This window comes from Desulfospira joergensenii DSM 10085 (assembly GCF_000420085.1).
GTDB classification, from domain to species: domain Bacteria; phylum Desulfobacterota; class Desulfobacteria; order Desulfobacterales; family Desulfobacteraceae; genus Desulfospira; species Desulfospira joergensenii.
The window spans coordinates 1,271,218-1,293,639 of the sequence record NZ_ATUG01000002.1 but is presented as its reverse complement, the minus strand read 5'-3'; the positions used below and the strand labels follow the sequence as shown (position 1 = coordinate 1,293,639).

The window sequence follows — 22,422 nt, the reverse complement described above, 5'->3', positions numbered from 1 at the left end:
ATGAGACATAATTTTAAGGGAGGGTTCAGACGGCCCGGTCAATTCAGCCGATTCGGCAGCCGCTGCAGCCACCAGGACATTTTCCGGAACAGGAACGGGCTGTTCAACTGCCCGGTTTACCGCTCCAGGAGAGGCATCTTCATGGGGGTCTGCAGGGGACTTGCAGAGTATTTTAACCTCAATGTGTTCTGGCTTAGGGTGGTGGTGTTTTTCATCTTTTTGTTCACGGGATTCTGGCCCATAGGTGTACTCTACATCGTTGCCGGGCTGATCATGAAAATGGAGCCCGTGATTCCCCTGCGGGATGAAAAAGAACATGAATTCTACCAGTCCTATACAACCTCCAGGGAGTCGGCCATCCAGCGGATCAAACGAAAATTTGAAAACATTGACCGGAGGATCCAGAGAATGGAAGATACGGTCACTTCAAGGGAGTTTGAGCTCTAATCCCATTTCATCTTTTTCCTTTTGGCAGGCCGCTTTTGCGGCCTGTCTTTTTTTTAGCTGAAAGTCAAAAGCTGCCCTTTTTTGAGATCTCATAAAAGACCGAGAAGCCGGAACCCTTCCCGGAACAGGGCCAGGGCAAGGAGGCAAAGGGCAAATCCCAGGACCTTCATGGTAAAGATATAGGCCCGGCCCTTTAGAAAGACTCTGGATTTGCCTGCAATCAGGGCGAGTCCGACCTTTGAACCGATCAGCAGGAGATAAAAACTGCCTACAAAGAAAAGGGGAGCGGCAGGACTCACCTCCCTGGCCCGGATCACGGCGGGGCCGCCCACGCTGATCCAGAAAAGATAGGGATGGGGACTTAAAAAATTGACCAGAATCCCCTTGACCAGAGACCGGTCCGGCTGGGACCGCCCGTGGACGGCCATCCCGGAAGATCGGATCCCTTGTATTCCCATCCAAAGGATCACTCCCCCGCCGGCCAGGGAAATCATGCCCAGAACCCCATTGAAATGCGCCAGTCTTGACACCAGGAATACGGCGGCCAGAACAATGGGCAGATCCGTGATCACGGGAGCCAGGGCCACCCGCATTCCGGCTCTTGTCCCATGCTGGAGTGTTTCGGAGACCACAAGGGCCAGCAAAGGCCCCGGAGAAAGCCCGGCGGACAGCCCCAGGAGGATTCCCATGGTCAGGAAATGAATCATGGAAGATTTCTCTCCCCTGCTTCCAAACAGCGGCCTTGGGAATCAAGGTCCCCGGGGACCCATGGTTTTGTCATATCGGCTCCGTGTCAGCATCCGGTTAAGATGAAAAAGGCATTATATGCAAAACAGGGGTTCTCTTCAATCCTAAAAACATGGGGAAGGGGTCATGGCAGGGAAGATAAAAAACAGCCGCAGCAGAGCCTGGACCCTTTAACAGGCCTAGCCCGGCTGCGGCCGAAGATAAATTTCAAACTAGTCCTGGTACTTAAAGGAGAGTCTCAAATTTGTCCTGAACTGGGCCGGTTTCCCGCCTTCGATTTTAATATCCAGTTTCTGGACCTCTGCAATCCGAAGATCCCTCAAGGAGCCGGAAGCCTTTTCAATGGCTTTGGCGGCGGCATCTTCCCAGGATGTCGGGCTGGAACCGACAAGGTCGATAATCTTGTAAACACTTTCAGTCATGGGTCACCTCCTCTTAAAAAAGTTAAAGATATGGCGCGACGGACGAAATGGTGGTCCTGTGATACACAGATCAGTTGAGACGTGGAATTGGTATTGATTATATAAAAAAAATCCAGGTTGTCAAAAGCTTTTTACAGGATCTCCAGATTAAGCCGGCCGCTGGAATCCCGGAAAAGGTCAGAATTGAATCTGATCAATATTGGCAGAAGAGATCTTCCGCCGGCCTGCTTCGATCTCCCTGACCATGGTCAGAACCTGATCATTTACGGGGACCGGTATGCCTAAGTTTCGGGCATTGGAGGTGATAAACCCGGTTAAGAATTCAATCTCTGTTTTTTCGCCCCGCTCCAGGGACTGGAGACTGGAAGATTTCAGCCTCCTGTATTTGAATCCCAGAATTCTTAAGAATAGATGTCTCTTCCACTCGGCAAACGCCCCCCCGGCTTTTAAAAAGGTATAATAATTGAGCCTGCCTGCGAAAACCTCAACTTTAATGTCAAGTCCCCGGGCAACGGCCATGGCCTCTTTCATGATTTCCAGGAAAACCTGCCGAACTCTTTTTTTCGCCAGCATAGGACCGAGGGCAAGGCCGCACAGGGCCCCTGTCGATGTAATGCAGGAGTTGATGATCAGCTTGGAGTAGAGGCTTCCCTGGATATTGGGGGAGATCTTTGTCTCAAGGACATGGTTTAAAATTTCTTGAACCTGTTCCAGGCGGGGATCTTCCTTATTATCCATGCTTCCCAGGATAAAATCCCCAAGAGAGGTCATCTCCAGATCACAGGCCCCGTGCATGGTGGCCCCCCACCCGGTCACACAGCCCATGACCCTGTCCGGTCCGATGATCCGGGCCAGGGCCTGTTCACAGAATCCGTTCTGGAGGGAAACCAGCACGGCAGAGGGCTTCAGGTCCATCTTTTCAACCACATCCGTCATGGCCGTGGCCTTAACCCCCAGCAGGACAACATCCCGGTCGGCTTTCATATCTTCGATCCGGGAGACCGCCTGAATCTTCACCCGATGACTGCCCCGGATCCCGGAAATACGGATCCCCTTTGACATGATCTCATCGGCATGTTCCGGCCGCCTGACAACCACCTGGACATCGTATCCCGCCTTGGCGATGAGCCCGGCACAGATCCCGCCGATGGCCCCTGCCCCCACAACCGCTACTTTCAAATTTTTGCTGCCTTGATTCATATGCTTTTCTCCTGATCCGCTCTAAACCCAATATCTATTACAGGTAAAGAATAGTTGTCAAACCCATTGGATTTCCATAGAAAAGAATATCCGGATCCCCCCTTTTCATCCCATTCCATAAGTGCTACGCTGATTCACGGATCCATCAACACCCCATTTTTATAGCAAAGGGTATATTTGCGCTTATCATTCTAAAGAAAAGGAAAGAGGCCATGGAAGAGATACTCATTGAAAAGACCGAGACCCACGTCGGAATCATCACACTGAACCGTCCGGAACAGATGAACACCTTCAGCAGTCTCATGGCGGCCGAACTCAAACAGGCCCTGGTGGATTTGGATACAGACCCTGCCGTCCGGGTGATTCTCATCAAAGGCGCGGGAAGAGCCTTTTGCGCCGGTATCGATGTCAATGAACTGGAAGGGAAAACCGCTGTTGAATACCGGGAATGGATCGAAAAAATGGAGCAGCCCCTGGTATCCATCTCAAAACTTCGAACCCCGGTCATTGCCCAGGTTCACGGAGTTGCCGCCGCCAACGGCATGGGGCTTGCCGCCTCGGCAGACCTGGTCATTGCCGCAGACAACGCCAAAATGGGACTGACCGCCATCAACGTGGGCCTCAACTGTGTGGGCCCGGTAATCCCGGTGGCCAGATGCGTGGGCCGGAAAAAGGCTCTTGAGCTCCTGCTGTACGGAGATCTGTTAAAGGCGGACCAGGCCATGGCCCTGGGCCTGATCAATAAAATCGCTCCCCTGGACGAACTGGAATCCAAAGCCCTGGAATGGGCCGAGACCCTGGCTCAAAAGAGCCCCATCGCCGTCCAGATCGCCAAAACCGCATTTTATACCTCCGAGGACATGGGCTACCAGGACCAGTTCGCCTATATGAACGAGGCCTTTGCCCGGCTCTGCACAACAGAGGATGCCAAGGAAGGGGTCAGGGCTTTTTTCGAAAAGCGACCGCCCCAGTGGAAGATGGGGTAGAAGAATTTTAAAAAACCGGCTCCAGGGGAATGCAAATCCTTCAGGGCCTGAAGCCGGTATCCAGAAAAGTTTCAAAACAGCCGGAGGACTTGATGTCCTCCTTCATGTAGCGGATGAACGTCTTTTCCGTCAGGGTGGGAATCTTCTCCTGGAGCTGGACCAGGGCGATGGTGTTGATCACATCCTCCCTGGAAGTTCCCACCGGTACAATACTCCCGTCTTCAATATCCTCCCGGACCATGTGAGCGGCAACCACTCCTAAGCCTAAATGGTTCTTAATCCCGTTGATCACAGTCTGAAGACTGTCCACTGTCATGACCCGGTTCAGGTTGGCAGGAAACCGGTTAAAATGATGCTTGAACCAGCTTTTCAGGGGCAGAGACGAGCTCTGGTAGGAGATAAACTCCTTTTGGACCAGGTTTTCAAAAGAGTGATCTTCCTTAATCGCCTGGCGGTAATAGGTCCCGGAACAGGCCAGGCAGACCTCTTCGTCCACCAGGGGCTCCATGCTGTACCGGCTCAGATCCCCGAACACGGGTTCCCGTGTCAGGAAAATATCCACCAGCCCGAAATCAATTTCCCCCCCAGAGATCATGGACAGGATCTCGGCCGGACCGGCCAGGGTCAGGGTAAACACCACGGCCGGATAGGTTTTCCGGAAAAGGGCAAACATCCCGGGAAAATAATTTTTCCCAAACTCTTTGGGAGCTCCTATTTTCAGCATTCCCGACGGGACCTTTCGGGACTGCCGGATACCTTCCATCCCAGTCGCAAGCTCCCGGATAAAGGGAGAGACAATGGAGAACAGGGACTTCCCGGCCGAAGTAGGCACCAGGCGGCGGTGAAGTCGGGTAAACAGACGGGCCTTGACCTCAGACTCCAGCTTGGCCAAAGCCTGACTCACGGCGGAAGGGCTGATGTTGAGTTCCTTGGCCGCTCCGGCTGCACTTCCGATATGGAAGACATGGTAAAAGATTTTGACCCGGTTCAGATCTGGAATCATTAACATAGCTTAACCTAAGAGTTAATTGTTTTAATTTTACTTAATATAACAGATGTCTTATATTTTCAATGAGAAAAGAAGATCCCGGCTGGACCCGACAAACCCAATCAGATAAGGAGGTGCATCCATGAAAGGGATAATAAAAAGGCTGATGAGACTCCTGATCTATCTTTTCACACCGGAAGATTCTTCCGGGCCTGTCAGATACGGCATCCTCAGCCTTGCCCCCGGTCCCGCCCGTCCGGGGCCGGCATCGGCCAAGGTCCTGATCTGGATGCTGAACGCCTGTGTTCTCTCCTTCTTATTGAGTCTGCTGTAACCCCTTAGACGATTCGCAACCGGGAAAGATTTGGATTGTGAATCTGAAATTCTTTTTTGGAATACTATTCCCGGGTCAAGGCAGGCCCGGGTTTAAATTGGGAGCAGAAGCGGTTCACAGACTCAAAATACTCTTTAAAATCTGAAATGGTGTTATGGCCGGCCTTCTCCATGACCACCCTTTCTTTTTCACAGCCAAGGCTGTCAAACAGGGCCAGGGTATTTTTCGCCGGGATCACTTCGTCCCGGCCAGCCACCAGCACCAGGGTATTTGATTGGATTTTGCCTGAATAATCCGTGGTCCGGTGCCGGTCCCGGAGAACCAGCCGGACCAGCCAGGCCGGGTAATAGGATGCAGCCACATTTTCAATGCTGTCAAAGGGGCAGGTCAGGATCAGGCCCCCGAGATTTCTTTCCAGGGCCAGAAAACAGGCCATGGACGATCCCAGGCTCCTGCCCCAGGCAATGACGGCTGAGGGGGTGAGGGGGAACTGCCGGGCCATGGCATCGTATACGGCCAGGGCATCTGCCTTGAGATCCTTTTCCTTTGGCCTGCCCGTACTCTTTCCGTATCCCCGGTAGTTGACCAGGATGACATTGGCGTTCAGATTGGCAGAATACTCCTCCAGGTTCAGGGAAACTTCTTCGGCATTTCCCCCGAAATAAAAGATGACCGGCAGATGTTCAAGATCTTTATTGATGAACCATCCATGGAGAATCACCCCCTGGGCAACGGGAATAGAGATCTCCTCCACCCCCTTGAGACTGCTCCGGATATGGTCGAGCCGCCCCGGCTCAAGGGGCGCCGGAAAGTAGAGCAGTTTCCTTGAAAAAAGGTAGAGAACTCCAAATAGAACAAAGCCGAAAACAAAAATGATTCCAATGATTTTCATCTGTCTTCTCCCCTAATGTATTGAAATCAGGATACGACAGACCGCAGCGGAAGAAAAGGAGTTTTCAACACGGATCCGGGATCAGATTGACAACACCGGACAATAACCAGGTCATTGACATGACCAAGTTTAAGGGCTATAATCAGACCATGATCAATTTGAATATCAATGAAATAAAGACTCATTTCTCACGCTGCCTTGCAAAGGTCATCAATGGAGAAACCGTAATCGTCTGCAAACGCAATATCCCCGTTGCCGAATTAAAGCCGATTGCGGCGCCGCCGAAAAAAAGACGTCCCATCGGCCTGGCCGGAAAAGAATATCCGGATTTTCAAATCAGTGATGCCTTTTTTGACCCCCTGCCGGAGGATATCGCTGCCGTTTTTAACGGTGAAGACTCGTGAAGATTCTGTTGGACACCTGCACATTTCTCTGGCTGACCATTGGATCTGACCAGCTTTCCCCGAAGGCGGCAGACGTCTTTTCCAGGCCGGAAAATGAAATTTATCTGAGTGCTGTTTCCGCCTGGGAGATTGGTGTTAAACATGGATTGGGCAAACTGCCTCTCCCCATTCCGCCGGACATCTTTATTCCAAAGGAACGGAAAAGGCATTTCATCGTTCCCCTGGATCTATCGGAAAGGGACACCCTGCACCTTTGCAAACTACCGGTTCCCCACAACGATCCTTTTGACCGTATGCTCATCTGCCAGGCCATTGAACATTCCCTGACGATCCTGACCCCCGACCCTTTGATCACCCAGTATCCGATCCGCTCTTTCTGGTGATTTCAGACGAAACAATGACATATACCTTCACCCCCATCGCCCGAATCCATTCCTGCTTCAAGGAAAAATTCGGCATCCCCCGGCAGCCCAACCTGGTCAAGGATGCCCCCTCCTTCCTGGTCTTTGAACCGGAATTTGCCAGCCCCGAGGCGGTCCGGGAGCTTCAAGGCTTCTCCCATATCTGGCTGGTCTTTGTCTTTCATCGATCTAAGCCGGGCCAGTGGCAGCCCATGGTCAGGCCCCCCCGGCTGGGGGGCAATAAGAAAGTGGGGGTCTTTGCCTCCAGGTCCCCTTTCCGGCCCAACCCCTTAGGCATGTCTGCAGTCCGTCTTACCTCCATTGAGCAGACAGACCAGGGACCGGTTCTCCATCTTAAAGGGGCTGACATTCTCGACCAGACCCCCATTCTCGACATCAAGCCCTATCTGCCCTATTCAGATATCATTCAGGATTCTGTGGGCGGATTTGCCCCCAAGGCTCCGGGATCAGATCTCTGTATTGAATTTTCATCCCAGGCCCTGGCCCAGTGCCGGGAAAGGGAAAAAGAGATCCCAGGCCTGATCACCCTCATCACCCAGGTGCTGGAACAGGATCCCAGACCGGCCTATTACGATGAATCTCCAAAGAACTCCCATAAAATCTTCGGCATCCGACTCTTTGACTTTGACCTGAAGTGGACCCAGAAGGGGCGGGCCATTCATGTGATATCCCTGGATCCGGTCTGATTCTCCCTTCGGGTTAAGAGCCGGCATGGGCGGTCCGGCAGATCACCTCCTCCTGGAGGGCCTCGGTCAGATCGACGAAATAATCGGAATATCCGGCCACCCGGACGATGAGATCCCGGTAATTTTCAGGGTTTTTCTGGGCCTTTCTCAGGGTCTTTTCATCCACCACGTTGAACTGAATATGGTGGCCGTCCATCTTGAAATAGGACCGGATCAGGTGAACCAGGGCGGTCCGGCCGGTTTCGTTTTCCAGGAAATCCGGCAGAAACTTCTGGTTGAGCAGGGTTCCTCCGGTGCGTAGGTGATCGATTTTTCCGGCAGATTTCAATACGGCCGTGGGGCCGCAGTGATCCGCCCCCTGAACCGGGGAAATCCCCTCGGACAGGGGAAGTCCACTTTGCCGGCCATCGGGCAGGGCTCCGGTGATCTCTCCGAAATAGACATGGCAGGTGGTGGGCAGAAGGTTGATCCGATAGACCCCTCCCCGGGCATTGGGCCGTCCCGTAACGGCTCTGTGGTAAACATCAAAAACCTGCCTGAGAATCCCGTCGGCCACAGGATTATCGTTCCCGTACTTGGGTGATTTCAAGAGCTGATGACGGATGATGTCATGGCCTTTGAAATCCTCTTCCAGGGCGGCTCTCAAACCGGCCATGGTCATGCTTTTTTGATCGTAGACATGGATCTTCACGGCAGCCAGGCAGTCGGTGATGGTTCCCATGCCCACCCCCTGGATATAGGAGGTGTTGTACCGGGCCCCGCCCTGGTTGTAGTCCTTCCCGTTTTGGATGCAGTCTTCCGTGACCAGGGAGAGCAGGGGAACGGGCATATACCTTGCATTGATCTGCTCGATGATGTTGGACCCCTTGATCTTGATATCCACGAAATGACGGACCTGGGATGAATAGGCATCCAGAAGCTTATCAAAACTATCAAAAGTATTTGGATCGCCGGTCTCAAGCCCGATTTTTTTTCCGGTCCGGGGATCCAGGCCGTTATTCAGGGTAATTTCGAAGATCTTGGGCAGGTTGAAATACCCGGTGAGAATATAGGCTTCCCGGCCAAAGGCCCCGGCCTCCACACAACCCGATGCTCCGGCTTTCCGGGCATCCTCAACGCTCTTTCCCTGGAGGCTCATCTCCTGGACAATGGCGTCGGTGTTAAACACGGAGGGCTGGCCAAATCCCGTGGCAATGATGTCCAGGGCCCGCCGGATGAACCGGTCCGGATTTTTCCGGGAAACCTGGATCATGGAGCTGGGCTGGAGCAGCCTCATCTCCTGGATCACCTCCAGGATCAGATAGGTCAGATCGTTGACCCCGTCCCGGTTGTCCGGGGTGACACCCCCCAGATTGATGAGGCAGAAATCCACATAGGTATTGCTCTCCTTCGCCGTGATCCCCACCTTGGGAGGGGCCGGATGATTATGAAATTTAATCCAGAAACAGGAAAGCAGTTCTTTTGCCCTTTCTTTTGTCAGGCGCCCCTCCTCAATATCTTTTTTGTAAAAGGGATAGAGATTCTGGTCCAGACGGCCCGGGTTATACGCATCCCATGGGTTGAGTTCGGTGATGATGCCCACGTGGAGGAACCAATAATACTGGAGGGCCTCGTGAAAGGTCCGGGGCCGGTTCTCCGGCACCCGGCGGCAAACCGCCGCCATTTCTGCAAGCTCATCTTTTCTCTGGGGATCTTTTTCCTCTTCCGCCAGCCGGTCCAGGGCTTTGGCATGGCGCCGGGCAAAGAGGATCAGGGCGTCCGCTGCAATGTCCAGGGATCGTAAGACCTCCTGTCTGTCCATGGCAGACGGGTCTTCAAAAAAGTCCAGCCCTGCCAGGTGCTTTTTGATATCTGCTTTCAGGTCATTGAATCCCCTGGAGTAAATCAGATCTCCCCCGGCCGTATGCCCCGGAGAGCGCTGTTCCTGGAACTCGGTAAAAATTCCGGCCTCAAATGCATCGATCCAGGAGGGATCCATGGAGGCAAATATCTTTTCCCGGATGCTCTTTCCCCTCCAGAAGGGAATGATCTCCTGCTCATAGATCTCTTTTGTTTCGTCGCTGACCCCATAGGCTACCTTGGGCCGGGTGTCCAGGACCTCAAGATCTTCCAGGGAGTGAAGACAGATCTCAGGATAGGTGGGCACGGCCTTGGGTTGGGGCGCCCTTTCCCCGACAATGAGTTCCCCGTCGTCAATAAAGATCTTCTTGGTGGAGAGGATATGCTTCAGGCACAGGGCCCGCTGGACCGGAACCGATTTTCCCACGCCCGGCTGGGTTTTATAAAATTGGGTGACCAGTTCTGCCCGCTCATGGGACAGAGTCACTTTCCGGTCCAGGCTCTTCTGCCTTAATCTTTCAACCCTTGAATTCATCTTTATCCTCCGATCATGGCGGATAAACCGCCGGATTCAAACATCTGCCTGACCCTGGAAATCGTTTCTTCTCCCGGAGGCTGGATGTAGTTTAGTCTATACTCCATGTTCAAACGATCATATTTTCCCTGGCCTGTATTGTGAAAGGGCAGAATATGGACATCCCTGTATCGGGTCTGCCCAACCAGGAATTCAATGATCTTTTCCATATTTTCCCGGGAATCCGTCATCCCCGGGATCAGGGGGAAACGCACCCGGACGGGAATCTTACCTGCAGACAGCATCTTCAGGTTGTCCAGTATCGGTTCCAGGGGTTTTCCCATGAGTTTCATGTGCTCCCCCTCATCCATGATCTTGAGATCATAGAGGACCAGGTTGACGCTCCCGGCGGCCTGTTCAAGGATCTCTTTGGACCCGAACCCGGAGGTGTCCAGACAGGTATGGATCTCCCGCTCCCGGCAGGCCCGGGCCAGCCCCATGAGCAGATCAGGCTGGCACAGGGGTTCTCCCCCGGAAAAGGTGACACCTCCCCCGGATTCATCGTAAAAGATCAAATCTTTTTCAATTTCCCGGATCAGATAAGAAAGACTCTCCTCGACATTTTCAAACCCGGAATCCTTGACCATGGCCTGGCTTTCCGGGTTGTGGCACCAGGGGCAGGACAGGGGACAGCCCTGGAAAAACAGGGTGGTCCGGATACCGGGCCCGTCATGGACCGAGTAGCGCTGGATCCTGAATATCCTGTCCCGGATCTCAGCCACGGGAACCTGTTTTTTTTCCCGGAAGGTTCTTATCCTCCCGGTTTTCCAGGTTCTTTTCCATGAGGGAAGAAAACCGGCTGACATGGCGCCGGGCAATCTCTTCAGCCCTTCTTTCATTTTTATCTTCAACGGCCCTTACTATTTCTTCCAGGTCCTTGCAGTCCTCTTCCAGCAGAGCCCGGCTGAATGGCAGGTACTCATGGAAATAGGTCTCTATATTTTCATGGATGGCTGTAAGATTGGTTTCGATCAGTGGATTGGCCGCGATCCGGGCCAGTTCCCGGTGGAACCGGGCGTCCAGAATATGAAATTTTTCCCAGCCGGAGGGCCGGGTGTTGACCAGATCTTTGATTTGGGAGAGAATTGATCTCAACCGCCGGACATCTCCTTTCCCGGCTGTCCGGGCCGCCTCCCGGGCCACGTACCCTTCCATGAGTTTCCTGAACTCGGCCAGATGATCCAGGGAGACCCCCTGGTGACGGATCATGATCCCGATGCTGTCTGTCATGGCCTCGGCATTGGCCTCCTTGACCACCGCGCCCCCCTTCACCCCTGTCCGGATGCTGACCAGGCCCTTCTGCTCCAGGACCCGGAGGGCCTCCCGGACGGTTCCCCGGCTGGTGTCAAACATCTCCTTGAGCTTCATCTCCGGCGGCAGGCGCTCACCTGAATCCAGGTCCCCGTTGACAATGGCGGTCTGGATCTCCTCCACCACGTGCTGGTAGGATTTTTTGGGTTTCATTTTTTTGAATTGTAAATTCATCTTTCTCCTTGGAGATCTTGTCCCCGGGTTTTTCCGTGACCGATACCTGTACTCTTTTTTAATTGTTTAACGGTCTAACAATTTAATCCTTTAAAAAACCCCTGTCAAGAATTTTCAGGACTCCAGATTTGGCGGCATGGGTCTGAAGAGAGAGTCTTCGGACAGAGAGGTTCCCGGCTTTTCGGGATTATCCTGGCCTCAGACAGAAGAGACCGCAGCCGGATTTTTCATCTCCAAAGAAATCCCGGCCGCCAGGGCGTGGAAGGATTGGCCAAGGGTATCTGGCCGGTGGGAGTCTGAACCGAATACCAGGGGGATTCCCATTTGAACGGCCCGGCGAATGATCCAGAGGCTCGGGTATTGTTCTTTGGGGAATTGAATCAGGCCGGAGGTATTGATCTCCATTTTCATATTCATCTTTTTGAGGGTCTCAAGGGTCTCCAGGACCAGTTTCCGGTACCAGGGATCACTTTCCCTGAAAAATCCCTCATTATGTTTTTTGACCACATCCAAATGGCCTGCCGCATCAAACCACCCGGTTTCAAAGGCCTGCTGAAGGGTGGTGAAGTAGTGGCGGCACAGGGACTGGATGTCGCCGTTAAATACCGTAAACAGGGCCTTGTCAAACTCCTGTCTGTTACCGTTGATCAGATGGGGTTTTCCATCCACAAAAAGGCCGTGGACCGATGCGATCAGGTGATCCCAGCCCAGGTTGACCATGGGTTCAATCCATCCGGAAAGTTCAGGGGAGAATTCCATTTCAAGCCCGGCAAGTACTTTGATCCGGTCCTTGTACTTCTGCCGGGCCTGGTGGATCTGGTTCCGGTACAACTCAATTTTATCCATATCCATGGCATAACGGGTCTCAAAGGGCAGGGGCATGTGATCCGTGACGGCGATGACTTTTAAGCCCTTTTCAGCAGCGGTTCCGGCCATGGTATCAATGGAGGCCCTTCCGTCGGAAAACAGGGAGTGGGTGTGCAGATCGCTGAGTATGTCCATGTTCAAATGCATCCTTTTTCCAGTCTCAAATTCAAAATTATTTTACCAACTCTTTATTAGTTCCGGATTGGATTTGATCCCTTTCCCGGATAAGACCGAACAGCAGAGTCAGGTGGCCGGCATGGGCAGATTCCGGCGGATCAGATCAAAATCCCCCGGAAGGGCGGAAAACAGGATAATAAATCTTTTCCACTCCCTCATCTCATTATCCTATTCAAACTTGACAGGTTTTGCCCCTTTCTCATTGACGGTCAGTTGAAACACGTCGGGCCGGGCATAATGGCCTGCCACATCAAAATCCAGTTTTCCCCTGGTGATCAGGGAAAAATCCAGGTCTGCCGTCAAAATATCCTCGGATCCGAACACCGGGCCGGCCAGGATATCGCCAAAGGGCGACACAATGACGCTTCCTCCCGGACAGATTTCCTCGGGCTGGTCATCCAGTTCTTCAATGGTCTCAAGATTCCTGGGATACATGTCACGGGTCACGTACTGGTTGCACCCCAGGACAAAACACCGGCCCTCACAGGCAATGTGACGGACCGTTGCCTGCCAGGTTTCCCTGGAGTCTGCCGTGGGCGCCATATAAATCTGAACGCCCTTGCCGTACATGGCCATCCGGGCCAGGGGCATATAATTTTCCCAGCAGGTCAATCCGCCGATTCTGCCTATGGAGGTGTTAAAGACCGGCAGAGTGGACCCATCCCCCTCTCCCCAGATCAGTCTCTCCGATCCCGTGGGTTTGAGTTTCCGGTGTTTTCCCATGAAATTGCCCCGGGGATCAAAATAAAGCTGGGTGCAGAACAATGTGCCCCTGCCAAAGTCCCCCTCCCTTTCGATGACACCGATGGATAAAAACAGATCGGCCTCTTTGGCGGTCTCTGCGAGCATATCCGTCTCAGGACCCGGGACCTCAATGGCATTGTTCCAATACCGTTCGTACAGAAGCCGGCCCGGTTCGCTCCTGGAGCCTATTTTCATGCCGAAGCTGAATCCCCGGGGATAGGCCGGGATAAAGGCCTCGGGAAAGAGAGCCAGTTGACTCTTCTCCTGCCGGACCTGCCGAATCAACTCAACAACCTTTTCACTGGTGGCCGCCTTATCAAATAAGACAGGCGCGGCCTGGACAACAGACACTCTGACTGGTTTCATTATTTTCCGCCTTTCGTTTTTCAGGTAGTTTGCCAGAATTTCCGGGCCATTTCAGCCACCGACTCCGGCCGGGTAAAGGTGGCCATCTCTCCGGAGGAGATTTCAAACCCGGTAAAATCGCTTCTCACCCAGGGGGCATAGCTGGACCGTGCGGTCAGGCTTACCCTGAGACTGGGGAAGGAAGTGGCATCTTCAACGGAGATGAGGGCAAGATTATAGGAATTCCGGTTCAGGCTCTTATAAAATTGCTGGACCTTAATCACGCCCCGGGCAAGATCCTGCCAGACCTTTTTTTCTTGGGGGATCAAAAGAGAACCATTGTCCGGGGATATCCCCCAGATCTCATAGAACCCGGAGGGGGCAAAGGCGGCAATCCACTCCCATGAGCCGGTCGCACCAATATATCTTTCCCCTGCCGCTTTTTCAGCCGAGATCAGGTCGGAGAAAATAGAGTTCCCGTACTCGGCCTCATATTCCCGGGCCCTGTTCCGGATCAGACCATGGAGATTTGAACACTCCCGGGTGGCATGAACCTGGAGATGGGGATGGACCAGGGAACCGCCGGCTCCGGGCAGGTGGTTCTGGGTGATGGACATGTAATGGGCCCTGGGATCCGTATGAATCACCCGTTCAAGGTATCGGGAGCAGTTGATGAAGCAGTCCCCGTAGGAATCAGGCTCGGCAGTGCCGACCTCCACATGGTGGGTATCGTCAAACAGGGACACGGCCGACCATTCCGTATAGGGAAACAGATTTGGAAAAAGAACGGAACGGTTGTATACCAGATGTCCGCTTCTGCTGATCTCCGGTTTGAGGCGGGGGACCATGGAATCCCGGTTTCCGGGGCAGAAGGGACATTTTTCCTCAATGAGATCCGATTCAGGAGGGGAGTAAAGCCGATCCGTGCCCCGTTCCTTTTCAAGGGACCGGTGGGGGGTGATTCTGGACTTTTTTAAGGTGACGGGATCTGTGCGCACCTCGATAATCCTCTGGACCGGCTTGCCCGAAGGATCTGAAAACTCTGCCTCAATCTCTGCTTTTTTAAATTCAATCAAAGGATATCCCCCTTGCCCGTGGGAAAATCTTGCCCGCGTATCCGTGGAGTATAGGCCATCTGCCTGACCGTGTCAAAATCAAGAATGGGAAAACCTGTTGGTCTTCAGGCGGAAAATCCGGGGTCGGATTAACGGTTCCGGATTACTATCCTTATCCGTTTCAGTCCAAGGATCTCTCCCTCCTCAAAATAATGAAAAGATCGAGCCTGTTTATATTGACGGATTTGCCTGTTTTTACTATCATAACAAAATTTTATTCCTTTTTAAGGAATACACAAACCTTAAGTTGAGGAATTCATAAAGGAGGTAACATGAGAATCCGTCTGATGGTGTTCATTGCTGCAATCAGCCTGGCAATGGTTTTCCCATCCGCCGTTTTGGCAGGTACAAAGTATAAAAAAGAATACAAGATGAGCGTGGTGGTCGGCCCCAAGCTGCCCTGGGGAGCGGGTGCCACCCGGTTTGCCGAGCTGGTCAGGGAAGGGACCGACGGAAGAATCAACATCAAGGTATATACCTCTTCTTCTCTCATGGCCGGAAAACAGACCAATGAATTTCTGATTCACCGCCAGGGGGTGGCCGATTTCTGCTTTGCCTCCACCATTAACTGGTCCACCACCATCAAGCCCCTTAACCTTTTCAACCTGCCCTTTTTCTTCCCCGATTACAAGGCCCTGGATGCGGTCACCCAGGGAGAGGTGGGAAAAGAACTTGAAGCCATGATCCAGGCCAAAGGGGTAACCGTCCTGGGCTGGGGAGAGAACGGATTCAGGGAAATCACCAATTCCAGGCGGTCCATTAAAGTGCCCAAGGATCTTGAAGGCCTGAAGATCCGGGTGGTGGGAACCCCCATTTTCATTGAAACCATGAAAGCCATGGGCGCCAATCCCGTGAATATGAACTGGGGAGATGCCCAGGTGGCCTTTCAGCAGGGCGTGGTAGACGGTCAGGAAAACCCGGTTGTGGCCATAGAGATACCGGTGAAGATCTGGCAGTTTCATCAGTATGCCACCATCTGGCGCTATGTGATTGATCCTCTGATGCTCACGGTGAACAACAAGGTCATGGCAGGTTTTACCCCCGAAGATCAGGAGGTCATCAGACAGGCGGCCGTAAAAGCCACAGAAGAGCAGAGGGCAGTGGTCCGGAAAGGACTGATTGCCCCGGATCTGAGCGCCCTGGATACCCTCCGCCGGAACGGCATGGAAGTGGTGGAACTGGACAGGGCCACCCGGGATCAATTTAAGGCCAAAACCAAGGATGTCTATAAAAAATGGATCCCCGTCATCGGCACCGACCTTGTCAACAAGGCCCGGACCATTGTCGAGGCCTCCCGTTAGGAAATCCCGTGTTTAACCTGCGCTGGATAGCGGGACACATTGAGGAGGTGCTCGGGGCGTCTCTTCTCGGGATCATGGCCTTGCTGGCCTTTGCCAATGTGATCACCCGCTATCTTTTTCAATATCCCCTGGCATTCACCGAAGAACTGGAGGTGAATGCCCTGGTCTGGCTGACCATGTTCGGCACTTCCTGCGCATTCCGGCGCCGGCGGCATCTGAGCATGCTCTTTTTCCAGGACCGGTTTCCCCTGGTTCTGCGCCGGGTTCTCCATGTGGCCATCGGACTGCTGTCTGCAGGCCTGTTTGCCGTCCTCGGAGTTCTCGGGCATATGCAGCTCATGGATGAACGATTATTGGAAATCACCTCGGAGTCCCTGAATATTCCCCAGTGGATCTATACGGTCTGTATTCCCATCGGATGCGTCATGATCGTGGGACGGATCATCCAGACCATAGCAGAAGACATAAAGGGGTGGAGCTGATATGGGAATCGGGCTCTTTGTCTCCTTTCTGATTCTCCTTCTTTTAGGGGCACCCATTGCCGTGGCCGTGGCCGTACCCTCGTTTATGATCATCTGGCTTGCCGATCTGGGCACCCCGGTGATCGCTCCCAACTTTTTTGCCGGCATCGCTAAATTCCCCCTTCTGGCCATACCCCTTTTTATCCTGGCCGGTTTTATCCTGGAACGCTGCGGCATTTCCCAGAAGATTATCCGGTTCGCCAATATCCTGGTGGGACGCAGGAGAGGGGGACTTGCCATCGTGGCCATCGGGGTCTGTGTTTTTTTCGGCGGGGTGTCGGGCTCGGGACCTGCCGACTCGGCAGCCATCGGGGCCATTCTCATCCCGGCCATGTTCGCCCAGGGATACAGCCGGGGGTACAGCGCGGCCCTGATTGCCGCAGCCGGCTCCACAGCCATTATCGTGCCTCCCTCCATTGCCCTGATCATCTACGGGGCCATTACCAACACCTCGGTACCGGCCCTGTTCGCGGCAGGAGCGGTTCCCGGATTTCTTGCAGGCATGTCCCTTTTGATCCCGGCCATCTGGATGGCCAGAAAAAAGGGGTATGGCTCGGAAAAGGAGGGCGAGGAGAGGATCTCCCTGGGAAAATCCTTTAGGGAGTCTTTCTGGGGGCTGCTGGCCCCGGTGATCATCCTGGGAGGGCTTTACGGAGGGGTTTTCACCCCCACGGAGGCCGCCGTGGTGGCTGTTTTTTACAGTCTTCTCCTGGGGTTTGTCATTTACCGGACCCTGAGCCTGAAAAGCTTTTACCGGATCCTGGCCGATGCCAGTGAAGCCTCGGCCATTGTCATGCTCATCGTTGCCTTTGCCGGGCTTTTTTCCTGGGCCGGTTCCACCGTGGGAGTCCTTGACGCCATGGCCGGACTGGTCATGGGGATCAGCACCAATGAGTGGGTGGTGCTCCTGATCATCAATCTTTTGATCTTTGCCGGGGGCATGCTCATGGACGCCATCTCCATTTTCTATATTTTTCTGCCCATTTTTCTGCCCGTCATGGACCTTTACGGGTGGGATCCGGTATGGTTCGGCGTGGTCATGACCCTTAACCTGGCCATCGGCCAGTTTACCCCGCCCGTGGCGGTAAATCTCTACGTCACCACCCAGCTGGCAGAAATCCGTCTGGAAGATACCTTTAAAGCGGTCTGGCCCATGGTGCTTGCCATGATATTCACCCTCCTGGTGGTTATAGCATTTCCGGCTTTATCCCTTTTCATTCCCAGATTTTTCGGCCTGATGTAAGCCTTCCGGTAATTCTGGAAGAAGCAAATTCGAGATGATCCGCCCCTTGATCGGGTTGAACATCTTAACACCGACCTTCTGCCCGGGAATCTTTTTAAATCGTTCTTTCTCCACCCCCTGCCCTCCTATCCCCGGACGGATGGGCCGGCCCTTAAGTCCCTGCCCTGGGCAAAGGCCAGCAGGACAAAGAGGATCAGCCCGGTCCCGTGGAGCCAGATCAGAGGCCAGATCATCATGACCCCGGCCCCTGCGTACCCCAGCCGGAAAAACCAGTTCAAGGGCCGGCGGTGATATCCCTCAAAAAACACGGCAAAGCTGAACAGGGCAACGGCGGCCGACAGGCTGACCTCTGCCACCTCCCAGGGACTTCCCTCAAAAAGGATGGGGGTATAGATAAATAAAAGGGGAATGATATAAAGGCCCTTGGCCAGTTTCCAGGATTCCAGACCCGTAGCCAGGGGCGGGCTTCCGGATATGCCGGCGGCGGAGTAGGCGGCCAGGCAGACCGGAGGGGTGACATTGGCATCCTGGGAGTACCAGAAGATCAGCATGTGGGCGCCGATGAGGGAGGCCCCCAGCATCTCCAGGGAGGGGGCGGCCAGCACGGCCAGAACGATATAGGATGCGGTGACGGGCAGTCCCATGCCCAGGATCAGGGAGGCCAGGGCAATGAGGACAATGGTAATGATGAGGCTGCCCCCGGCAATGCCGGAGATCATGATGGAGAATTTGATCCCGGCCCCCACCATGAGAACCACGCCGATGACGATGCCGGAGCAGAGCAGGATCACCCCGGTGGTCACCATGGACCTTGCCCCCTGGTCGCAGGCATCCAGAACGTCTTTTACGCCCATGCGGGTCTTCTTGTTCAGCCAGGAAGCCCCCACAATGGAACCAATGCCGGCACAGGCCGCATAGGTGGGGGTGAACCCGGACATGAGCAGGCCGATGAGGACCCCCAGGGGAATGAAAAAGTGCCAGCCTTCCCTGAGCACATCAGCAAGCCTTGGGATTTCATGGTCCTCCATCACCTTAAGGTTATCCTTTCTGGCCCTGAGATGGACGAAAAAGGCCACGCTCAGAAAATAGAGCAAGGCCGGGATAACAGCCACCCCAACAATCTTGAGATAAGGGATCTGGGTCCACTGGCTCATGATAAAGGCACCCGCCCCCATGATGGGCGGCATGAGCTGCCCCCCGGTGGAGGCGGCCGCTTCCACTCCCCCGGCAAACCGGGCGGAAAAGCCCACCCGTTTCATCAAAGGAATGGTGATGGAGCCCGTACCCACGGTATTGGCAACGGCAGAGCCGGAGATGGACCCCATGAGACCCGAAGCGAACACGGCCATCTTGGCCGGTCCCCCGACCATTTTCCCCATCGCGGCCACGGAGAGCCGGATGATAAAATCCCCGGCCCCGGATTTGAGTAGAAAGGCGGCAAAAAGAACGAACAAGAAAACAAAGGTGGAGGAAATGGTGGCAATGGTGCCGAAGATTCCGTCCGGCGCAAAGTACATCCTGTAGAGCATGCGGGTAAGGCTCACCCCGGGGAAACTCCACATGCCTTCCATGTACCGGCCGAACCAGAGGGCATATCCCAGGAATACAACGGCAAGCCCCGGAATGATATAGCCTGCGGTTCTCCGGGTGATCTCCAGCATCAGGACCACTGCGATTCCGGCAAAAATCAGGTCTGAAAGGATGGGGACCTCGTTCCTGGCATGGAGGGCGTCTTCGAAAACCAGGAGATAAAGGGCGGCAAACACGGACAGGATTGCCAGGATAAAATCGATCCACGTCAGCTTTGAGGCAAACCGCTGATTAAAGGGATAGACCAGGTATCCCATGAACAGGATAAACCCGAAGTGGAGTGCGTTTCGCTGGATCTCGGGCATGACCCCCACGGTATTGACCCATAGATGGAAGGCGGCCATGAGAACCCCGGTCCAGTAGAGCAGGGTTTCCATTTTTCCGGACAGCTTTTTCCGGATGACGATGCCTTCGCCGTTTGTCTCTTTTACGGTGTCGCTGTCTGTCATAGCACCTGCCGCCTTAGGTTGAAAATCCAAGTCCGTTGTCTAATTTTATCTTCAGCAATTTTGTCTGCCCGGCAGATCCGATGATCCCGGGGGGTCTCCAGACCGCCCCTAAACAGGGCAGGTCTGGAGAAAATCCGATTTTGACATTTACAATAATGAAGCCGGAATATCGATGCCCACTTCCCTGTAGTACTTGGCTGCACCCGGGTGCAGGGGCACGGGCAGGCCGGCAATGGCCTTCTTGATGTTCATGACCTTGGTGGCCTTGTGGATATTGGCCAGGAAGGGCAGGTTTTCATAGATGGTTTTGGTGATCAGATACACCGTTTCTTCGGATACATCGGGGTGAACCGCCAGGAAGTTGGGCTGGGAAATGGTATTGATCTCTGTTTTCTGACCGGGATAGGTGCCCGCCGGGATCACGTACCGGTTCCAGATGGGGTATTTTTTCTGGATAACGGCCAGTTGTTCGTCGGTGAAATCAAGGACCTTTACCTTTTTATCGCCCATCTGGGCAAAAAGCTGGGTAATGGCGGCGGCCGGTACGCCGGCAGGGATATTGGCCCCGATGATCCTGTTGTCCATCATGGCCTGGGCACTGGGGGTATATCCCAGAAACTCCAGGACCATATCCTTTTCAGGATCGATCCCCAGGGCCGCCATCAGGGTTCTGCCTGAGCCTTCGGTTCCGGATCCCCGTTTGCCGATGGAGAACTTCTCTCCCTTGATCCGGGCAAGGTCGGAGATGGTGCCGCTCTTTACGGCTTTTTGATTCAGGGGGAAATGCTCCACATTTTCCCAGAGCATGCTGACGGACCTGAAATCCTTTACCGCTTTTCCCTTGTAAGGCCCCATGCCCTTGTAAGCATTCAGCCCGAAAAGGGACTGGAGAATGGCCAGCTGGGCCTCCTTGTTTTTCAGCATCTGGACATTTTCGCCGGATCCGGCGGAGTTAATGGCCGTCATGGTGATCTGGTATTTCTTGGCCAGTTTGATGCTGGTCAGGGTGCCGATGGCAACGCCCACCGGGTAGTAGGTCCCGCCGGTTGTGGCCGTGGCCAGGATCAGGCTGTCTTTGGCCTGGGATTTCTCAGCATGGAAAGATAAAATCAGAGTAAATGCGATCAATGAAAATAAGGCTTTTTTAAACATGGAACCTCCTCGACTAATTAAAAATCAATGAATGAAATTGAAACGCTTACCCGGGGCTTTACTCATCCCAAGTTTCTGTGATATACGACCACAGGCAGTCAGACATCTATCCTAGTTATTTAAGGGATTTGATCTTGTCAACTCTTTTTTTGTCCCCAAAGATTCCAGGAAGAAATAGGAAAAAACCCAATGCGATATCCAGACTATATTGAAGGAAAATTTTCTTTTCCCGATTTTTTCCGGGTCCGGCTGACCCCTCCTGCCAATCTGCTCCGGGATCCGGTCCGGGAAGTGGAAAAACAATTGATGCCGGCCCTTGACCGGGTCCGGGTCTGCCCGGGTCAGACCGTTGCCCTGGGCGTGGGCTCCCGGGGGATCGCCAATATCAGTGAGTTTATTTCCTGCATCTGTAAATGCATCCGGAAAAAAGGGGCGGTTCCCTGGATCATCCCGTCCATGGGCAGTCACGGAAGTGCAACCCCCCGGGGCCAGGTAAGGGTGTTAGAAAAACTGGGGATCTGTCCGGAAGAATGCAAGGCCCGGATCCATCCGGAAATGGATGTAAAAGAGATCTCCAGAATATTGGGTGATGTGCCCGTACTTTTCTCTTCAAAAGCCCTTGAGGCGGACCATTCCATCTGCATCAACCGGATCAAGCCCCACACAAAGTTCAAGGGCCCCATGGAAAGCGGACTCTACAAGATGATGGTGGTGGGGATGGGCAAGCACCAGGGGGCCCTGGTCTATCACAACATGGCCCTGAAATACGGGTTCTTTGATCTCCTAAAAAAAATGGGAGATGAAATCGTTGCCAGGTCCAATCTCTGCCTGGGCATCGGAATCGTGGAGGATCAGCTTGACCGGACCCTGGCTGTGGAGGTTGTCCCGGCACGGGAAATCGCCCAAAAAGAGCCCCTGCTCCTGGAAAAAGCAAAGGCCCATTTCCCCGGCCTGCCCTTTCAGGACATCGATATCCTGGTCATTCAGCAGATCGGCAAGGAGATCAGCGGTGCCGGGATGGATCCCAATGTCACGGGGCGGACCTATGATTTCATGGAAGACGATTTTTCAAAAAGCCTGAAAGCCAGGCGGGTGACGATTCTGGGGCTGTCGGCCGGAACCGCCGGAAACGCCATCGGCCTGGGAAATGCAGACATTATCACGGAAAAAGTATTCCAGGAGATGGACTACGAAGCCACCCTCATGAACGCCCTGACCTCCATGTCCCTGAGAAAGGCCTTTATTCCGGTCCGGCTTCCCACCGAGGAAAAGGCTGTCCAGGCGTCATTCCAGACCATCGGACCCGTTGACCCGGACCATGTCCGGGCCGTGATCATCAAGGACACCATGCATACCATGGATTTTCTGGTCAGCCGGGCATTGATCAAGGAGGCAGAGGCAATCCCCCAGGCCCGGATCGGAAATAAAAACCGACTGGAATTTACTCCTGCCGGTGACCTGAATCCGGTTTTTTAGACAAACCAATTGCCAT

At 53.7% G+C, this 22,422-nt stretch carries 23 protein-coding genes; 10 read left to right on the top strand and 13 right to left on the bottom strand.

What is annotated here, in order from left to right:
- Positions 1–447: an envelope stress response membrane protein PspC gene (gene pspC, locus F608_RS32530; protein ID WP_022667126.1), complete on the top strand. Its 447-nt coding sequence runs from the start codon at positions 1–3 to the stop codon at positions 445–447.
- Positions 448–536: 89 nt separating this feature from the next.
- On the opposite strand, the gene F608_RS0118370 is transcribed toward pspC, so the two are convergent.
- The 3 genes from F608_RS0118370 to F608_RS0118355 all read right to left on the bottom strand — a co-directional run bounded on the left by F608_RS0118370 (position 537) and on the right by F608_RS0118355 (position 2,816).
- The gene (locus tag F608_RS0118370) at positions 537–1,154 is read right to left on the bottom strand and encodes a LysE family translocator (RefSeq protein ID WP_022667124.1); all 618 of its coding nucleotides are present in this window, start codon (positions 1,152–1,154) and stop codon (positions 537–539) included.
- Between the two features lie 252 nt (positions 1,155–1,406).
- On the bottom strand, positions 1,407–1,616 hold the full coding sequence (locus F608_RS0118360) for a dodecin family protein (RefSeq protein ID WP_022667122.1): 210 nt from the start codon (positions 1,614–1,616) through the stop codon (positions 1,407–1,409).
- 177 nt (positions 1,617–1,793) lie between these two features.
- Entirely contained in the window at positions 1,794–2,816 is a 1,023-nt protein-coding gene (locus F608_RS0118355) for a ketopantoate reductase family protein (RefSeq protein WP_022667121.1), read from the bottom strand.
- 212 nt (positions 2,817–3,028) lie between these two features.
- On the opposite strand from F608_RS0118355, the gene F608_RS0118350 reads away from it, so the two are divergent.
- A complete protein-coding gene (locus tag F608_RS0118350; protein ID WP_022667120.1) occupies positions 3,029–3,802 on the top strand; it encodes an enoyl-CoA hydratase/isomerase family protein in 774 nt (257 codons plus the stop codon).
- A 40-nt stretch (positions 3,803–3,842) separates the two neighbouring features.
- Here F608_RS0118350 and F608_RS32525 read toward each other — a convergent pair whose 3' ends face one another.
- Complete coding sequence (locus F608_RS32525; protein WP_022667119.1) at positions 3,843–4,811, bottom strand: LysR family transcriptional regulator; 969 nt, start codon at positions 4,809–4,811, stop codon at positions 3,843–3,845.
- Positions 4,812–4,932: 121 nt separating this feature from the next.
- On the opposite strand from F608_RS32525, the gene F608_RS0118340 reads away from it, so the two are divergent.
- Complete coding sequence (locus F608_RS0118340) at positions 4,933–5,124, top strand: hypothetical protein (protein WP_022667118.1); 192 nt, start codon at positions 4,933–4,935, stop codon at positions 5,122–5,124.
- Between the two features lie 64 nt (positions 5,125–5,188).
- On the opposite strand, the gene F608_RS0118335 is transcribed toward F608_RS0118340, so the two are convergent.
- On the bottom strand, positions 5,189–6,016 hold the full coding sequence (locus tag F608_RS0118335; protein ID WP_022667117.1) for an alpha/beta hydrolase: 828 nt from the start codon (positions 6,014–6,016) through the stop codon (positions 5,189–5,191).
- Positions 6,017–6,135: 119 nt separating this feature from the next.
- On the opposite strand from F608_RS0118335, the gene F608_RS0118330 reads away from it, so the two are divergent.
- From F608_RS0118330 to tsaA, 3 genes are read left to right on the top strand one after another with little or no spacing between them, the layout of a single operon-like run.
- Positions 6,136–6,420: a type II toxin-antitoxin system Phd/YefM family antitoxin gene (locus F608_RS0118330; RefSeq protein WP_208599543.1), complete on the top strand. Its 285-nt coding sequence runs from the start codon at positions 6,136–6,138 to the stop codon at positions 6,418–6,420.
- Complete coding sequence (locus tag F608_RS0118325; RefSeq protein ID WP_022667115.1) at positions 6,417–6,803, top strand: type II toxin-antitoxin system VapC family toxin; 387 nt, start codon at positions 6,417–6,419, stop codon at positions 6,801–6,803. The genes F608_RS0118330 and F608_RS0118325 overlap by 4 nt, the downstream gene beginning before the upstream one ends.
- A 14-nt stretch (positions 6,804–6,817) precedes the next feature.
- Positions 6,818–7,528 carry a tRNA (N6-threonylcarbamoyladenosine(37)-N6)-methyltransferase TrmO gene (gene tsaA, locus F608_RS0118320; protein ID WP_022667114.1) on the top strand — a complete coding sequence of 237 codons (711 nt, stop codon included), beginning with the start codon at positions 6,818–6,820 and terminating at the stop codon, positions 7,526–7,528.
- A 13-nt stretch (positions 7,529–7,541) separates the two neighbouring features.
- Here the strand turns inward: tsaA and hypD are convergent, their stop codons facing one another.
- From hypD to F608_RS0118285, 6 genes are all read right to left on the bottom strand, one after another.
- The gene (hypD, locus tag F608_RS0118315; RefSeq protein ID WP_022667113.1) at positions 7,542–9,902 is read right to left on the bottom strand and encodes a trans-4-hydroxy-L-proline dehydratase; all 2,361 of its coding nucleotides are present in this window, start codon (positions 9,900–9,902) and stop codon (positions 7,542–7,544) included.
- A gap of 2 nt (positions 9,903–9,904) precedes the next feature.
- The gene (locus F608_RS0118310; RefSeq protein ID WP_084681189.1) at positions 9,905–10,747 is read right to left on the bottom strand and encodes a glycyl-radical enzyme activating protein; all 843 of its coding nucleotides are present in this window, start codon (positions 10,745–10,747) and stop codon (positions 9,905–9,907) included.
- A complete protein-coding gene (locus F608_RS32520; protein WP_022667111.1) occupies positions 10,656–11,426 on the bottom strand; it encodes a FadR/GntR family transcriptional regulator in 771 nt (256 codons plus the stop codon). The genes F608_RS0118310 and F608_RS32520 overlap by 92 nt, the downstream gene beginning before the upstream one ends.
- A gap of 198 nt (positions 11,427–11,624) precedes the next feature.
- Entirely contained in the window at positions 11,625–12,428 is an 804-nt protein-coding gene (locus tag F608_RS0118300) for a histidinol-phosphatase (RefSeq protein ID WP_022667110.1), read from the bottom strand.
- A gap of 210 nt (positions 12,429–12,638) precedes the next feature.
- Positions 12,639–13,580, bottom strand: a complete 942-nt coding sequence (locus tag F608_RS0118290) for a carbon-nitrogen hydrolase family protein (protein ID WP_022667108.1) — start codon at positions 13,578–13,580, stop codon at positions 12,639–12,641.
- Positions 13,581–13,600: 20 nt separating this feature from the next.
- The gene (locus tag F608_RS0118285; RefSeq protein ID WP_022667107.1) at positions 13,601–14,635 is read right to left on the bottom strand and encodes a hypothetical protein; all 1,035 of its coding nucleotides are present in this window, start codon (positions 14,633–14,635) and stop codon (positions 13,601–13,603) included.
- A gap of 311 nt (positions 14,636–14,946) precedes the next feature.
- Here F608_RS0118285 and F608_RS0118280 point away from each other — a divergent pair, with 311 nt between their 5' ends.
- The 3 genes from F608_RS0118280 to F608_RS0118270 are packed head-to-tail and all read left to right on the top strand — an operon-like array spanning position 14,947 to position 17,739.
- Positions 14,947–15,975, top strand: a complete 1,029-nt coding sequence (locus tag F608_RS0118280; protein ID WP_022667106.1) for a DctP family TRAP transporter solute-binding subunit — start codon at positions 14,947–14,949, stop codon at positions 15,973–15,975.
- Positions 15,976–15,983: 8 nt separating this feature from the next.
- Entirely contained in the window at positions 15,984–16,457 is a 474-nt protein-coding gene (locus F608_RS0118275) for a TRAP transporter small permease (RefSeq protein WP_022667105.1), read from the top strand.
- A gap of 1 nt (position 16,458) precedes the next feature.
- Positions 16,459–17,739: a TRAP transporter large permease gene (locus F608_RS0118270; protein ID WP_022667103.1), complete on the top strand. Its 1,281-nt coding sequence runs from the start codon at positions 16,459–16,461 to the stop codon at positions 17,737–17,739.
- Positions 17,740–17,864: 125 nt separating this feature from the next.
- On the opposite strand, the gene F608_RS32515 is transcribed toward F608_RS0118270, so the two are convergent.
- Positions 17,865–19,778: a TRAP transporter permease gene (locus F608_RS32515; protein WP_022667102.1), complete on the bottom strand. Its 1,914-nt coding sequence runs from the start codon at positions 19,776–19,778 to the stop codon at positions 17,865–17,867.
- 147 nt (positions 19,779–19,925) lie between these two features.
- Complete coding sequence (locus F608_RS0118260) at positions 19,926–20,930, bottom strand: TAXI family TRAP transporter solute-binding subunit (protein ID WP_022667101.1); 1,005 nt, start codon at positions 20,928–20,930, stop codon at positions 19,926–19,928.
- 189 nt (positions 20,931–21,119) lie between these two features.
- Here F608_RS0118260 and F608_RS0118255 point away from each other — a divergent pair, with 189 nt between their 5' ends.
- Positions 21,120–22,406 carry a nickel pincer cofactor-dependent isomerase, group 22 gene (locus F608_RS0118255; protein ID WP_022667100.1) on the top strand — a complete coding sequence of 429 codons (1,287 nt, stop codon included), beginning with the start codon at positions 21,120–21,122 and terminating at the stop codon, positions 22,404–22,406.
- Positions 22,407–22,422: the final 16 nt, after the last annotated feature.

Bases quoted from the DNA above. Each gene is read 5' to 3' on its own strand.
- pspC (WP_022667126.1), top strand. From the start codon at position 1: ATGAGACATAATTTTAAGGGAGGGTTCAGACGGCCCGGTCAATTCAGC.
- F608_RS0118370 (WP_022667124.1), bottom strand. From the start codon at position 1,154: ATGATTCATTTCCTGACCATGGGAATCCTCCTGGGGCTGTCCGCCGGG.
- F608_RS0118360 (WP_022667122.1), bottom strand. From the start codon at position 1,616: ATGACTGAAAGTGTTTACAAGATTATCGACCTTGTCGGTTCCAGCCCG.
- F608_RS0118355 (WP_022667121.1), bottom strand. From the start codon at position 2,816: ATGAATCAAGGCAGCAAAAATTTGAAAGTAGCGGTTGTGGGGGCAGGG.
- F608_RS0118350 (WP_022667120.1), top strand. From the start codon at position 3,029: ATGGAAGAGATACTCATTGAAAAGACCGAGACCCACGTCGGAATCATC.
- F608_RS32525 (WP_022667119.1), bottom strand. From the start codon at position 4,811: ATGTTAATGATTCCAGATCTGAACCGGGTCAAAATCTTTTACCATGTC.
- F608_RS0118340 (WP_022667118.1), top strand. From the start codon at position 4,933: ATGAAAGGGATAATAAAAAGGCTGATGAGACTCCTGATCTATCTTTTC.
- F608_RS0118335 (WP_022667117.1), bottom strand. From the start codon at position 6,016: ATGAAAATCATTGGAATCATTTTTGTTTTCGGCTTTGTTCTATTTGGA.
- F608_RS0118330 (WP_208599543.1), top strand. From the start codon at position 6,136: ATGACCAAGTTTAAGGGCTATAATCAGACCATGATCAATTTGAATATC.
- tsaA (WP_022667114.1), top strand. From the start codon at position 6,818: ATGACATATACCTTCACCCCCATCGCCCGAATCCATTCCTGCTTCAAG.
- hypD (WP_022667113.1), bottom strand. From the start codon at position 9,902: ATGAATTCAAGGGTTGAAAGATTAAGGCAGAAGAGCCTGGACCGGAAA.
- F608_RS0118310 (WP_084681189.1), bottom strand. From the start codon at position 10,747: ATGTCAGCCGGTTTTCTTCCCTCATGGAAAAGAACCTGGAAAACCGGG.
- F608_RS32520 (WP_022667111.1), bottom strand. From the start codon at position 11,426: ATGAATTTACAATTCAAAAAAATGAAACCCAAAAAATCCTACCAGCAC.
- F608_RS0118300 (WP_022667110.1), bottom strand. From the start codon at position 12,428: ATGGACATACTCAGCGATCTGCACACCCACTCCCTGTTTTCCGACGGA.
- F608_RS0118290 (WP_022667108.1), bottom strand. From the start codon at position 13,580: ATGAAACCAGTCAGAGTGTCTGTTGTCCAGGCCGCGCCTGTCTTATTT.
- F608_RS0118280 (WP_022667106.1), top strand. From the start codon at position 14,947: ATGAGAATCCGTCTGATGGTGTTCATTGCTGCAATCAGCCTGGCAATG.
- F608_RS0118270 (WP_022667103.1), top strand. From the start codon at position 16,459: ATGGGAATCGGGCTCTTTGTCTCCTTTCTGATTCTCCTTCTTTTAGGG.
- F608_RS32515 (WP_022667102.1), bottom strand. From the start codon at position 19,778: ATGACAGACAGCGACACCGTAAAAGAGACAAACGGCGAAGGCATCGTC.
- F608_RS0118260 (WP_022667101.1), bottom strand. From the start codon at position 20,930: ATGTTTAAAAAAGCCTTATTTTCATTGATCGCATTTACTCTGATTTTA.
- F608_RS0118255 (WP_022667100.1), top strand. From the start codon at position 21,120: ATGCGATATCCAGACTATATTGAAGGAAAATTTTCTTTTCCCGATTTT.